Here is a 13,447-nt window from a genome sequence, read left to right on the forward strand (position 1 = left end):
AAATGAAAAAAGTGATAACATATGGCACCTATGATCTGTTTCATGAAGGTCATTACAGACTGCTAAAAAGAGCAAAAGAATTGGGAGACTATTTAATAGTCGGAGTGACAACAGAACATTTTGATGAATGCCGTGGAAAGCTGAATGTTGTAGACCCTATTTTGAAGCGGATTGAAAATGTAAAAAAGACCGGATTTGCAGATATGATAATAGTGGAGGATCATGAGGGGCAGAAAATTGAGGATATCCAAAAATATGGTGTAGATATCTTTACAGTGGGATCAGATTGGATCGGAACATTTGATTATCTGAATGCATTTTGTAAGGTTGTATATTTGGAAAGAACTCCCAATATATCTTCTACCATGCTTCGTGGAAATGCCTACAAGCTTATAAAAATAGGAATTGTGGGTACGGGACGTATTGCAGGAAGGTTTGTATCCGAAGCCAGATATACAAGTGGTATTGTGGTTTCTGATGCATATAATCCTGAAATAGAAAGTGCAAGTCAGTTTAAAAAGAAATACTCAGAATATGATATTGCTATTGAGATAGAGGATTACGAAAAGTTTTTAGGTAACGTAGATGCAGTATATATTGCATCTACTAATGAAACACATTATGAATATGCAAAGCAGGCTTTAATCCATGGAAAAAGCGTTTTATGTGAAAAGCCTTTGGCATTTACTAAGAGAGAAAGCATGGAATTGTATGACCTTGCTTTGAAAAATCACGTAGTTTTAATGGAAGCAATAAAAGCTGCATATTGCCCAGGATTTCAACAGCTGCTAAATGTGGTTCTGAGCGGGAAAATAGGAAAAATAAAAGACGTGGAAGCATGCTTTACCAGAATTGCCAATATTCATTCAAGAGAAAGAACAGATCCGAAATATGGAGGTGCATTTCTAGAATATAGTGGGAATGTGCTTATGCCTATTATAAAAATATTGGGAACAGATTATCAGTCGGTTACATTTGACAGCTTTGACAATGAACTGGGAACAGATGATTATACCAAAATCCAGATTAGGTACAAAGATGCCATGGCAACAGCTAAAGTTGGAATGGCAGTGAAGTCAGAAGGACAGCTTATTGTTGCAGGGACAGAAGGATATGTGATTGCCCAATCCCCCTGGTGGTTGACGGAAAAATTTGATGTAAGATATGAGAATGAGACTATTGTTGAACACTATGAGCCTAGATTTGTAGGGGATGGATTACGATATGAAATAAGTGAATTCATAGCTAAAATACGGGGAACAGGAGAAAAATCTTATAAGCTGACAGCAAAAGAGTCTATTTCTATAACTGGAATCGTAGAAAAATTTGTTAAAGACAGATGTATTGAAAAATGACAGATAAGTTAGAATGAAGAATGATTTTTAACAAAAAGTTGAAAGAAGACTTAAAAATAGAGGAGTTGGAAATTATGGATCGTATCGATTATATTTTTAGTATGACATCAAAATTTGCAAATGGACGAAAGATAGTTCTTTATGGTTATAATGAAAGAACCAGAGGAATCAAAAGCAAACTTGTAGAAAAAGGGGTAAACATAGAATTTTTTGTGGATCATTCTCTTTATCAGAATAAAAAACCAGGGGTTTATGACAGCAAAATATTACAGGGAAGATCAGATGAATTTTATGTAATTGTTGGAATGCTGAATCGTTTAGATATTATCCAGAGGCTTCAGTCATTTGGATATTTCAGTAAAAAAGATTATCTGTACCTAGGAGATATTGAATACTGTGTTTTACGAGATGAAGATGGTTATTTTGAAGATAATTATGGAAATCAACTGATAATGAATAGAAAATTACGGTCACATATCACCTTGAATGGATTTAATTCTCGTGTAGTGATACCAGATAGCTGTGTGGTCAGCCCTGACTTCCATTTACTGATAACTGATGAATGTATCGTCGAAATAGGAAATGGAACATGGTTGGATGGAAATTTTACCTTTTTTGATCAAAGTCACTTTAAATGCGGAGAAAGATGTATATTTGCTAAAGGACTTTTGGAGGTTGAAGCAGCTAATGTCAGGATTGGAAATGATCTTACAACAGAGAGTGGTTATGTTATCCGCGCATCTAAAAAATCTTCTATTCTTATCGGTAATGATTGTATGTTTTCATATAATTTGAATATGAGAACCAAGGATGGTCATGTGATATTTGACGTCAAGACGGAAAAAAATATTAATTCAACAGATGAATTATGCAAAAGCAGGAATATTAGAATTGGGGATCATGTGTGGATTGGAATGAATGTCTGTATTTTGTACAATACGGATATTTCAGCTGGGAGCGTGATCGGGGCAATGAGCTTGGTGAAAGCAAAAATACCTAATAACTGCATTGCAGCTGGAAATCCGGTTCGTGTGATCCGGACAGATATCGCCTGGAGTAGAAATGATAATCTTTCTACAGATATAGGTGAATGTGGTGATGAATTTATAAAATGTACAGAAAACAGATAGTTCTATTTTAAGAGGGCAAAGAAAAAATGCCGAGTTTTACAGTTGGACCTGTTATGTCAACGGATGATGTCCTTCGTATAGGGGCAGAGTAGGCTCCTTATTTCAGAACCCCAGAGTTTTCCAGTATGATGTTGGAAAATGAAAGGCTCATAAAAGAGTTTGCAAAAGCAGAAGCGAATGCCAGGGCTGTTTTTATGACAGGATCCGGGATGTCCGGCGGCACATTGCGGTAGGCGCAAACCGCACGGTATTTTCTCCAGATTCGCCTACCCGATTGTGCCGTGCCGGGACTTACCGCGCTTTTCTCCCGGCTTGGTGGCACGTTGTCGTAGCCTTGTTTGAAAGGCAACATTGCTGCTTTTGAAACAAGAACTTTGAAAACTTCATCAATAAAGTCCCTGGTTTTCGACAGCAGCCCGGATCGTTTCCGCATCAATGACTTTCAGTTCCTGCTAGGAACCGAAAGTCAGAGCATCGGTCATCAGGTTGTCAATCAGTCTGGGATTTCCCTGAGTGAAACTATGCGCAGCGGCCAGGGCTGCAGGATCAATGATGCTTGTGGATGCCCCTACCAGCTGAAGCTTGTGCAGGATGTATCTGGAGACTTCGTCGTCAGACAGTCCGGCATAGTTGTAATGGACAGTGATCCGTTGGCGCAGTGCTTCATGAACTGGTTTTCGGAGCGTGTCATTGAGATGGGATTCCCCGCACAGGATCAATGTAAAGTAATTAACCGAGTCGTAGCCGTAGTTCATGAGCATCTTGATGTCATTCAGGATTCCGGTATTCAGGTACTGTGCTTCATCAATGGCGAGAAGAAGCGGCTGGCGTTTTTCTTTGTAAAGATAGGTGATCTGTTCCTGGATAGCCTTGAACATCCCGGTTTTGCCGCCTTTTTCCGGAACTCCAAGAATGAAGCAAAGCTGCTTGTAAAAGTCAGCAACGCTGATGGTGGAGAGACACAGGTATTCCATATGGAACAGGCTTGGATTTAAACTGGCGGCGAAGCAGCGAAGGGCATACGATTTTCCCATTCCGGGGCGGGCAGTAAAAACGCCAATCCCGCGGATATCTTTCAGATAGTTCAGCCGGTTGGTTATTTCGGTGAAATCTCTGGAAATGAAATGATCTTTTTCCTTCAGCTGCTGTTTGTCAAACGGATTGAACGTGAGTCCGTAAAAAGAACTGTACATCAGGATTCACCTCCGGCTTTGGAATAATCGATGCCAGGTAGATTGTTGCGTTTGGTATGGCAGTTTTCGTTGCGATTGGTTTGGCGAATCGGGAACTTCTGATCATCAAACAGAATAAATGCAGAAGACATGTCATCTGGCTGGAAACGGATATCGACCTTTGCGGAGATGAATTGCATGGGAACATCATAGCAGACGCCATCAATCGTAACCGTGGAGTCCTTACGGACTTTTCTGGTAATCCGGTTATAAAAACAGTCATCTAGCCATTGTCTGGACTCTGGCTTGCGTGGATGTTCTTTGGAGGCTTCATAACGGTCAAGGGGCACGCCATTGATTCCCCGATGAAATGTGGTGTTGTAAGAACGTATGTAGTCTCTCAGAAGCCCATTAAACTGAGCCAGGGAGCTGATTGCAGCTATATCCAAGGTATAAAGCCAACGCTCTTTCAGAGTGCGGAAATGGCGTTCTACCTTGCCTTTGCTAGCCCCATCACGGACACGGGTATGCAACAAAAGGATTCCAAGGGATACGCAGATCATGGAAAGCTGTTCGTTTGAGTAGCTGCAGCCGTTATCAACGTAAAGCTTGTCTGGAATTCCATAGGCCGCAATGGCATTTTTCAGGACTTTTTGAAAGTTGCAGGCATTGTCATGGTAGAACAGCTCGCCACCAACCAGGAGTCGGGAATGGTCATCAATGATCATGATGCAGTAAACGCGTCTGCTTTTTCCCTCCTCCGTGATGTAAGGAAGGTAACAGGTGTCCGCCTGCCAGATTTTACCGAATTCATCTTCCTCGTAAGCTTTCCGGTCGCGCAGATTTGAATCCCGGGCAGATTTCAGGTCATTGCGCCGGATGAAACGCTGTGCGGAATCAACACTGACGTTTGCTGGAATGAAAGATTCACGGACCAGATGCTCATAGATCTGAGTGGCATTCATACGAGGATGTTCCAGCTTGATCCGGTAGATTTCGGCAATGGCCTCTTCATTCAGCGCCCGGGAAAACCCTTTGTCGGAGCGGGTGTTTGGCATCAGGGCGTCCAATCCTCCGATTTTGTATTGGGATTTCCATTTTTCCAGTGTTTTATAACTGTAGGAAACGATGGAGCCATCGGGCAGAGTCAGCGGAGAAGCAGTGACCCGTTTGTAGTAGTCAGTAGCCGAGGTATCAGGAAAAAGCCCCTGGATGACAGGAGCGATCAGGGCGAAGCGGAACTGGGCCACTTCGGCATCACGCTTGATTGTTTCAGTATCTTTGCTCATGAAAAAAGCCTCCTTGGGATGTTTTTCTACATCATAAGGGAGCGGTAGCGAAAGAACCATCCACCGGTCGTGTGGTCAGAAGATAAAAATATCCGGAGCAAAAACCGTCTGGCAGTAGTGTGCGTTTTTCGATGACTGCAATACAGGATTTTTGTGGGCCTGGAGGAAGGTGTAGGACGTGGAACGGATGAATTCCATGGAAAAATCAGAGTATCGTTCCTGCTCATAAAGCTTCTTCCAAAACGAGATACTGGAAGTCTCGGAATCAGCCAGAACACCAAGCCAGCGCTGCTTGTGGAAGTTCCAAAGTTTAAGCCATTTGTAAAACAGGTTTTGCGAAGCGCCGAAGCGCTCACAGAGCTGCTCTACGGAGCCAAGGTCTGCAAAGCACTGTCCCAGAAGACGCAGAACAAAGAGCAGACTGAAACTGGAGTAAGGGATGATGGCATCGGGAAGAACAGCATGAGCGTGTTCACAGCTGTCACAGAAGACTCTGAGAACGCAGAGACCTGAGTGAGTCCGCTGCCCGGCATCAAAGTCAATGATGGAACGCCTGTAGTAGTCATGGATATGGCAATTTCCGGTGCTGTTACAGATGGGACAGGTCTCCAATTCCGGGCGGAACTGAGCCATAAAGGTGTCAAAGAGAAATTTAGATGAAGTTTTTATACGGATTAGCTTGCAAAGTAGTGAGTTTTTTCTTATCATAGTAGAGTACTGTCAATGAATATCTGAGAGATGGAGTTGATAGTAACACTGCTCAGTCATAGGTCATTTATTAGGGCATGACCCTGCACAAACCTGACTGGCAGGCTTGGTTGAGAGAAAGAACGAACTGTGGTAGGGGCTGTTCTTTCTCTTTTTTATTGACATGAGCTTATACGATAAGACTATAGGGGAAGATATGGATTTGGTAAAGAGGGCAGATAAAAACGTGCCGTAAAATACAGCACGTTGAGAGAGACAGTATGGAAACACTGCCGAATTTGATTTGCGGAAAGTTTACAGTCGGCGGGAAGGATAATTTGCCGCCTGACAATTATTTAAAAATTGTTTTATAAACTGCTCCGGATGGACGGATCAGTCCCAACGGCCATCGTTCATGCGAGCGTTTTTTGTTCCTGCATAATAGAAGTTCCAGACAACCATATAAGTATTGCGGATATCATCATCTTCGCAGACAATGCAGACTTTTTTTACGGAAGTATCGCCTGCATCTCCGAAATCAAGGATGGTACGGTAGATCTGGCTGATGGCCCGGAATAAAAGCGGCTGGGAGCTGCAGGAGAGAGAAGGAAAGTATATGGTTTCTGCGCCTTTGAAAGCAGCAGCTTCCAATTCTTTTTTATAAAGTCCGGCCAGTGTATTCAGATCTTTTGAGGCCGGGATCATACAGAAGACAGGATCGGATACAACATGTCCGTTCGTTGTGGAAGCGGATTTTTTAATAGCTTGGATTTCTAACATTTTACGTTCTGCTCCTTCAGATTGTATTTGAGATATTTTTGTCTCAGGCTATTTTTATTATAGATAAGAACTGGTAAAATGTAAACGTCATATGTCCTTTTCTTCGCAGAGAAGATGTCTTGACAAGCAGCTTTCTTGTGACTATAGTCATAGGAGGAGATGATGATATGGAAATTGAATTTGATATTCTAGATCTGCTCCAGAAGCTGCACACACCAATAGGGGACCAGGTGATGTGTACGATCACAAAGCTGGGAAATGCAGGGGCAATCTGGATCATGCTTACACTGGTCTTGCTGCTGATTCCGAAAACGAGACGTTGTGGTGCTGTGCTTACCGTGGCTCTGATCATAAACACCATTCTGTGCAACGGAATTATAAAACCGTTTGTAGCCAGACCGCGTCCATGCGATGTGAACATGGCCATTCAGCTTCTGATTCCCAGACCGTCCGACTGGTCGTTTCCGTCTGGACATACATCCGCTGCGTTTGCATCGGCATCCGCACTGTTTTTTCATGCATACAGCAGTATTGGTGTTGCGGTATCGGAGAGCCGGACGGCAGCAAAGAAGGTTTGGAAGCCTGTGTTGCTACTGGCGCTTCTGATTGCGTTTTCCAGGCTGTATCTGTATGTGCATTATCCGACTGATGTACTGGGCGGAGTGCTGCTCGGATGTCTGGCTGGCTATGCCGGATGCCGGGGCATGAGCCTGTGCATGGAAAGAACACCGTGTTAGAACTAGAACGTCACTCCCTTAGAGTCATAGGAAAGAGCCATGAATAAATCAGCACCGGAAAGAGAGGAAATAACATGTCAGAAACATTAAAAGTACTGGAAACAAGAAGAAGCTGCCGTGCATTCAAGCCGGAGCTTATTGAAGAAGAAAAACTGCAGGCTATTATCAAAGCAGGAACCTATGCGGCCACAGGCATGGGCAGACAGTCCCCGATCATCATTGCGGTTACCAATAAAGAACTGCGGGATAAGCTTTCTGTCATGAACGCAAAGTTTATGGGAAAGGATGAAAGCTTTGATCCGTTTTACGGAGCACAGGAGCTGCTCATCGTTCTGGCAAACAAGGCCATGCCGACCTATCTTTATGATGGCACTCTGGTTCTGGGAAATCTTATGAATGCTGCAGCAGATCTTGGCGTGGACAGCTGCTGGATCCATCGTGCAAAGGAAGAGTTTGAAACTCAGGAGGGGAAAGAACTTTTAAAAAGTCTTGGCATTGAGGGAGATTATGAAGGCATCGGCCATCTGGTGCTTGGCTATGCGGCAGCGCCGCTGAAGGAGGCAGCACCGAGAAAAGCAGATTACGTCTACTATATTCGATAAAAGAGAGAGATAACTGGCCGGAAAAGCATGATTCCGGAACAGTCGGTACAGTAAAAGCGCCGGGGCGGTCCAACAGAACCACCCCGGCATTTCGTGCTTTTAATGCTTATTTTTTCTTGCGAAAGGTTACCTGACAGGTCGGGCAGCCATTTGCGATGGTATCGCCCAAGTGGAAATCAAAGCCCATTGCCTTTGCAATGTTACGGTCGCCGTCCATAGCGATATCACAGAGCTTTGCGCACATCTCATCGTTAAAGCCGAGATCCTGCCATGCCTTTAAGAGCGGGCAGTGATGGAATTCAACGTCAAGAACATCATCAGTTTTTTCCTTAACATCGACCTCAAAAGATTTTAAGAGGGTTGGTGTAAACATGGTGTCGCAGAAGGATTTACAGCTGGTCGGATCCGGGCACTGTTCTCTTAAAGCATTGCCCTGGACACGTCCGGTTTCGCTGATGGCCTGGCGGATAATTCTTTCAGCTTCTTCGGCCTTGCCGGCTTCTGCTGCGTATTTGTAGGTAAGGCCGGTCCAGGTGGAACGATGACCGATCGCGCCGCGCTGGATATTCACTTTCTCGTCGTCTTTGATGGTGATTTTGTTGTCAATCATGGTAACTCCTCCTTTTTGTTTTTACTACATGTGATTGGGACATAAGATTCATTGCAACTGCTTAGAAACATCGCAGTTACGATCTATTTTGCTGCCTCTGCTTTTTCTGCCGCAAGCTTGTCATAAGCATAGGTAGGATTGAGCGTCATACTGCGTCCGCCGGATACCTCAATGGTGGTGGCGGTCATGTAGCTTGCCGCATCACTTGCCAGGAATACGATTGGTTTGGCAATCTCCTCCGGCTCTGCCATTCGGCGGAGCAGGGTAGCATTTGCATTGCGGTCAAGCTCCTCCTGGCTGATATGTGCCCGCACAAGCGGGGTTACGGTAAAGCCTGGCATAATGCAGGTAACGCGTACATTATATGGACAATATTCACCGGCGAAGGTGTTAGTCAGGTTGTTGATCGCTGACTTTAACGGGCCGTACAGCGTGCTTCTTCCGGCGGAGGAGCAGCGTGCTGCCAGGGAGCTTACATTGACGATGGCGCCGGAATGCTGCTTTTTCATGTACCGGAATGCTGCCTGGCATCCGTAGATAACAGATTTAAAGCAGACACCGGTCATGAAATCAATTTCCTCGTCATCGTACTCGTCACCCTTTTTAAAGCCGGTGGCTCCTACATTGTTAACCCAGACATCAACGCTGCCAAAACGATCATTGACATGTTCAGCAAAAGCGTAGTTACTTTCTGCCTTGGAAACATCGAAAGCTTCATAATAAACTTCGCCATACTGAGAAAGCTTTTCGGCTGCTTCCTTCAATTCCTCTTCGTGGCGGGAACAGATGGCAACCTTGGCTCCCTCTTTGAGAAATGCTTCTGCTGCTGCGAAACCGATGCCTTTGCTGCCTCCGGTTACAACGACTGATTTACCTTTTAAACCTAAATCCATGATGGAACCTCCTCTTATTTAAAGAACATTGCCATAACAGCGCCTGCAATGAATACAGAACCGGATGTTGCGCTGACGAAACCTGCAACCTTAACTGGGAGAATACAAACATCATAATGATGGTGTAAACGAAGCCCATGCTGCGGGAGCGGACCAGTACATTTTTCTCAATGAATCCCATTGCTGTTGCGAATACGCCGAGGATCAGAGCCCACACAAATTTTGAGATGTAACCGCCGCTGAGTTTGTCAAGGTAACCGGACATAACGGTAAGGATGACCATGGTGAACAGGTAGGTAAAGTCACTCTTGTATTTGTCCGGGATCTGTGGGAACAGATAGTTCTTTGCAGGATCATCATTGGCTTTTTCCTTTACAGCTGCGGCTTTCCAGGTGCCCTGACGGTACTGCTTTAATACGGAATAGCCTTCTTTTTTCAGGCAGATGCTGGTGAGCGGATATCCGACGAAGCCCTGCAGTACGTATACAGCCATAGCCAGGATTGCCAGATGTTCAGTCGGAGCAACAGACTGCATCATCATGGCAGCTACGAAACCACCGGTTAACGGAGGTGCTGCAACTGCTGCGGTTTCCTTACCAAGGATCACGGTTCCTACCGTAAGGATGACAACCAGGATACCTAACATGCCGGCCAGGGTAACCACTACGGTTTTCCACTGATCGATCAGCTCCTGGATATCCAGCATGGTTCCTAAGTGGACAACCATCATCATAACCAGGATCAGCATGGTTAAGAATTATGAAATTTATAATTTGGAAAAAGAAAAAAACTGTGATATGATTATAATGAAATAGCATGGGAATTACCAGAACAGGAACTGGAAAGGTTGGAGAAAGTGAAGAGAAAAAAGAAGACAGCATCAAAGATCAGATCTATAATAAAATATTTGCCGGAATTATGAATAATGAATTCTCTTTCGATGAGTTTCTGACAGAAAAGAGTCTGATGGAAAAGTATCAGGTCAGCCGTGCGCCGGTGCGCGAGGCACTGATGCAGCTTCGCAGTGACCGGATTATTGCCAGTACGCCACGCCATGGCTATCGTATACGGAAACCGGCGCAGGAAGAGCTGCGGGATATCATCAATTTCCGGACTGTTATGGAATGCTCATTTCTGGAACGTTATCATGATATGGTAACGAAAGACCGGATCCGGGAGCTGCGCACTCTGTGTCAGGAATATGAGAACGGAGGGGAAAGCCGCAGCTTTATGGAATACTGGAAACTGAACCGGGAGTTCCATGAAACCTTGTTTATGACTTACAAAAATGAAGTGGCGCTTCATTATCTGCTGGAGAGTATAGACCGGCAGCCGATATACTTTCTGGAAACGATGAAAAACTGTTACATGGCTGCGGACCTGCATTTTGCTTTACTGGATTATCTGGAGCAGGGAGATTTCCGCACAGCCTCCACGCTGCTTCGGGCAGATATTGAGAAGCTGCCGATTTGTGAATCTCTGGTGGCGGATAAAGTGGAATGTGTGGGTTTCAGCCTCTGCTAGGAAGGATTTATGCTGAAAATGTGAAGGAAGGCAGAAGAATATGGATTATTTATTTGCGCCGATGGAGGGCATTACCGGCTATGTGTTCCGGAATGCCCATCACCGGCATTTTCATGGCATCAAGGAATATTACACTCCCTTTATTTCACCGAATCAGACCCGTAAGCTTACACCGAGAGAACTGAACGATGTGATTCCGGAGCATAACGAGGGTATTCCTCTCATTCCACAGATCCTGACAAATAAGGCAGATGATTTTCTGTGGGCAGCTAAGCGCCTGAAAGAGCTTGGCTATATGGAAGTGAATCTGAATCTGGGGTGTCCGTCTGGAACGGTAGTGGCAAAAAAGCGGGGGTCTGGCTTCCTGGAATATCCGATGGAGCTGGATGAGTTTCTCTATCAGGTCAGTGAGGGAATCTGCGGGCTTGGCATGGACCTGTCTGTTAAAACGCGGATTGGAAAGACAGATCCGCAAGAATTTGAAGAACTTCTTTCTATTTATAACAGGTATCCGCTTAAAAATCTGATTGTGCATCCGCGGGTTCAGACAGATTATTATAAGAATCATCCGCGCATGGACGCGTTTGATCTTGCGGTGAGAGAAAGCCGGAACCCGGTTTTTTATAACGGAGATCTATTTAGCCGGGATGATATCAGGAATTTCCGGAATCAGTATCCGGGTGTGGAAGCGGTCATGCTTGGCCGCGGCCTTTTAACGAATCCTTCCCTGACAGAGGAGACACCTTTTACTGCAGAACGGATTCGTGCTTTTCATGAGGATGTGCTGGAAGGATACCGGAGAGCTATACCGGGAGATAAAAATGTTTTGTTTAAGATGAAGGAACTATGGACCTATCTGGGAGAAGCGTTTGAAGACAGCACGAAACTGATGAAAAAGATACGCAAGGCACAGAAGATGGAAGAATACAGGGCAGCAGTGGAATGTCTTCTGGCGGAAAAGCCGGTGTGCGCCCAGCCATGTTTTCCAGGCTGGAAGAAACAGGGGTGAGTGCTGCTGCGAATGGAGGGAGAGCATGGCTGTAAATGTAGTTGCGGTGGATAATGCACCGGAACTTCTGGAAAAAATTGAGGGGATTTTCCGCAATATGGCTGAGATCAGTCTGCTTGGAAGTTTCGAAGAAGCAGTGGCTGTAGTGGAATTTGTGAAGGAGAATCCGGTGGATATGGTATTTACGGATATTGTGATGCCGGATATCAGCGGTATCAGTCTGGCAAAAGAACTGCAGAAACTAAAAAATGCTCCGGCGGTAGTGCTGATGTCCAGTATTCCGGGTTTTTCTCTGGAGGCATGGAAAATTCAGGCATACGGATTCATAGAAAAACCGTACACGAAGCAGGATATCATGAAAATGGTAGAGCGATACCGAAGAGAGTCGGAAAATGGCGTTGACGGCAGTTTTTAAGGGCATTATAATAAAGACATTGTGACGACAGAAAGACAGGAGGAACTACTACAATGCGTGATATGTATATTTCAGATTCTATTTTATATGTGGGAGCAGATGATAAAACACTGGATATTTTTGAGAGCCAGTATCCGATTCCGAACGGAGTCAGCTATAACTCCTATGTGATCCTGGATGAAAAGGTTGCGGTGATGGATACCGTTGACAAACGGGCAACCGATACCTGGTTTGAAAATCTTGCCAGGGAGCTTGGTGACCGGAAACCGGATTATCTGGTTGTGTCTCATATGGAGCCTGATCATGCGGCAAACATCAAAAACTTTGCAGAGCGTTATCCGGAAACAAAAATTGTGGGAAATGCAAAGACCTTTGCTATGATGGGCCAGTTTTTTGAGATGGATCTGACTGAGCGTAAGGTGCTTGTAAAAGAAGGTGAGACCTTAAGCCTTGGCAGTCATACGTTGCAGTTTTTTATGGCACCGATGGTGCACTGGCCGGAGGTTATGGTAACTTACGAGCAGAGCGAAAAGATTCTGTTTTCCGCAGACGGCTTCGGAAAGTTTGGCGCGCTGGATGCAGAAGAAGAGTGGGCAGAGGAGGCAGCACGTTACTACTTAAATATTGTAGGCAAGTACGGCGTGCAGGTACAGGGACTGTTAAAGAAGGCTTCCGGCCTGGATATCCGGATGATCTGCCCGCTGCACGGACCGATCTTAAAAGAAAACCTGGGCTACTACATTGACAAATATCAGACCTGGAGTACCTATCAGCCGGAGAAGCACGGTGTGATGGTAGCATACGCGTCTATTCACGGCAACACGGCACAGGCAGCAGAAGAGATGGCAGAGCTGCTCCGTGCAAACGGTGAGGAAGTCGAAGTGTTCGACTTATCCCGTACCGATGTTTCCCTGGCTGTGCGTAAGGCATTTTATTATGACCGCATGGTGCTGGCAGCAGCAACCTATGACGGTGGTGTATTCCCATGCATGGAAGAGTTCCTGCTGCACTTAAAATCCAAGAACTTTCAGAAGCGTACCGTAGGTCTGATGGAGAACGGATCCTGGGCACCGTTAGCCGGAAAAATCATGCGCGGTATATTAGAGCCGATGAAAGATGTGCATGTACTGGAGCAGGTAGTTACCATCAAATCCGCTGTGCATGAAGATACCAGAGAAGCCATGAAAGCAATGGCCGATGCCTTAAAATAAAAATTTAAGAGCAATATCAATATAGGTTCGAAG

Annotated in this window: 16 protein-coding genes; 9 read left to right on the forward strand and 7 right to left on the reverse strand. The window is 45.0% G+C overall.

Annotated elements, in window-relative coordinates; translation table 11 throughout:
• The first annotated feature begins 2 nt into the window (after window positions 1-2).
• Together DWY84_RS10540 and DWY84_RS10545 are read left to right on the forward strand one after the other, a co-directional pair.
• A complete protein-coding gene (locus tag DWY84_RS10540) occupies window positions 3-1,355 on the forward strand; it encodes a Gfo/Idh/MocA family oxidoreductase (RefSeq protein WP_118533050.1) in 1,353 nt (450 codons plus the stop codon).
• Window positions 1,356-1,429: 74 nt separating this feature from the next.
• Window positions 1,430-2,485, forward strand: a complete 1,056-nt coding sequence (locus DWY84_RS10545) for an acyltransferase (RefSeq protein ID WP_182434945.1) — start codon at window positions 1,430-1,432, stop codon at window positions 2,483-2,485.
• 97 nt (window positions 2,486-2,582) lie between these two features.
• On the opposite strand, the gene DWY84_RS17255 is transcribed toward DWY84_RS10545, so the two are convergent.
• From DWY84_RS17255 to DWY84_RS10555, 3 genes are read right to left on the reverse strand one after another with little or no spacing between them, the layout of a single operon-like run.
• Window positions 2,583-2,921 carry a hypothetical protein gene (locus DWY84_RS17255; protein WP_147354295.1) on the reverse strand — a complete coding sequence of 113 codons (339 nt, stop codon included), beginning with the start codon at window positions 2,919-2,921 and terminating at the stop codon, window positions 2,583-2,585.
• A gap of 16 nt (window positions 2,922-2,937) precedes the next feature.
• Window positions 2,938-3,678, reverse strand: coding sequence for an AAA family ATPase (locus DWY84_RS10550; protein ID WP_182434946.1), 741 nt, complete (start codon window positions 3,676-3,678; stop codon window positions 2,938-2,940).
• Entirely contained in the window at window positions 3,678-4,946 is a 1,269-nt protein-coding gene (locus DWY84_RS10555) for a DDE-type integrase/transposase/recombinase (protein WP_118533054.1), read from the reverse strand. Before DWY84_RS10555 ends, DWY84_RS10550 begins: the two co-directional genes overlap by 1 nt.
• Window positions 4,947-5,099: 153 nt before the next feature.
• Here DWY84_RS10555 and DWY84_RS10560 point away from each other — a divergent pair, with 153 nt between their 5' ends.
• Window positions 5,100-5,459: a hypothetical protein gene (locus DWY84_RS10560; protein ID WP_118533056.1), complete on the forward strand. Its 360-nt coding sequence runs from the start codon at window positions 5,100-5,102 to the stop codon at window positions 5,457-5,459.
• A 567-nt stretch (window positions 5,460-6,026) separates the two neighbouring features.
• On the opposite strand, the gene DWY84_RS10565 is transcribed toward DWY84_RS10560, so the two are convergent.
• Window positions 6,027-6,413, reverse strand: a complete 387-nt coding sequence (locus tag DWY84_RS10565; RefSeq protein WP_118533058.1) for a hypothetical protein — start codon at window positions 6,411-6,413, stop codon at window positions 6,027-6,029.
• A 167-nt stretch (window positions 6,414-6,580) separates the two neighbouring features.
• Between DWY84_RS10565 and DWY84_RS10570 the strand changes: the two genes are divergently transcribed.
• Both DWY84_RS10570 and DWY84_RS10575 read left to right on the forward strand, forming a co-directional pair.
• The gene (locus DWY84_RS10570; RefSeq protein WP_207665128.1) at window positions 6,581-7,150 is read left to right on the forward strand and encodes a phosphatase PAP2 family protein; all 570 of its coding nucleotides are present in this window, start codon (window positions 6,581-6,583) and stop codon (window positions 7,148-7,150) included.
• Window positions 7,151-7,224: 74 nt separating this feature from the next.
• The gene (locus tag DWY84_RS10575) at window positions 7,225-7,752 is read left to right on the forward strand and encodes a nitroreductase (protein ID WP_118533060.1); all 528 of its coding nucleotides are present in this window, start codon (window positions 7,225-7,227) and stop codon (window positions 7,750-7,752) included.
• A 106-nt stretch (window positions 7,753-7,858) separates the two neighbouring features.
• On the opposite strand, the gene DWY84_RS10580 is transcribed toward DWY84_RS10575, so the two are convergent.
• From DWY84_RS10580 to DWY84_RS10590, 3 genes are all read right to left on the reverse strand, one after another.
• Entirely contained in the window at window positions 7,859-8,362 is a 504-nt protein-coding gene (locus DWY84_RS10580) for an L-2-amino-thiazoline-4-carboxylic acid hydrolase (protein WP_118533062.1), read from the reverse strand.
• 83 nt (window positions 8,363-8,445) lie between these two features.
• Window positions 8,446-9,255, reverse strand: coding sequence for an SDR family oxidoreductase (locus tag DWY84_RS10585; RefSeq protein ID WP_118533064.1), 810 nt, complete (start codon window positions 9,253-9,255; stop codon window positions 8,446-8,448).
• The gene (locus DWY84_RS10590; protein ID WP_243024829.1) at window positions 9,233-9,988 is read right to left on the reverse strand and encodes a hypothetical protein; all 756 of its coding nucleotides are present in this window, start codon (window positions 9,986-9,988) and stop codon (window positions 9,233-9,235) included. The genes DWY84_RS10585 and DWY84_RS10590 overlap by 23 nt, the downstream gene beginning before the upstream one ends.
• 83 nt (window positions 9,989-10,071) lie before the next feature.
• On the opposite strand from DWY84_RS10590, the gene DWY84_RS10595 reads away from it, so the two are divergent.
• Genes DWY84_RS10595 through DWY84_RS10610 form a run of 4 tightly spaced genes read left to right on the forward strand, consistent with a single transcriptional unit; the run spans window position 10,072 to window position 13,414 of the window.
• Window positions 10,072-10,779, forward strand: coding sequence for a GntR family transcriptional regulator (locus tag DWY84_RS10595; RefSeq protein WP_118533066.1), 708 nt, complete (start codon window positions 10,072-10,074; stop codon window positions 10,777-10,779).
• 40 nt (window positions 10,780-10,819) lie between these two features.
• The gene (locus DWY84_RS10600; RefSeq protein ID WP_118533068.1) at window positions 10,820-11,788 is read left to right on the forward strand and encodes a tRNA-dihydrouridine synthase family protein; all 969 of its coding nucleotides are present in this window, start codon (window positions 10,820-10,822) and stop codon (window positions 11,786-11,788) included.
• 25 nt (window positions 11,789-11,813) lie between these two features.
• Entirely contained in the window at window positions 11,814-12,203 is a 390-nt protein-coding gene (locus DWY84_RS10605) for a response regulator (RefSeq protein WP_118533070.1), read from the forward strand.
• A 53-nt stretch (window positions 12,204-12,256) separates the two neighbouring features.
• Window positions 12,257-13,414, forward strand: a complete 1,158-nt coding sequence (locus DWY84_RS10610) for an FprA family A-type flavoprotein (protein WP_118533072.1) — start codon at window positions 12,257-12,259, stop codon at window positions 13,412-13,414.
• Window positions 13,415-13,447 lie beyond the last annotated feature (33 nt).

It is taken from the genome of Clostridium sp. AF27-2AA (assembly GCF_003478505.1).
In the GTDB taxonomy this organism is placed as follows: Bacteria; Bacillota; Clostridia; order Lachnospirales; family Lachnospiraceae; genus Brotaphodocola.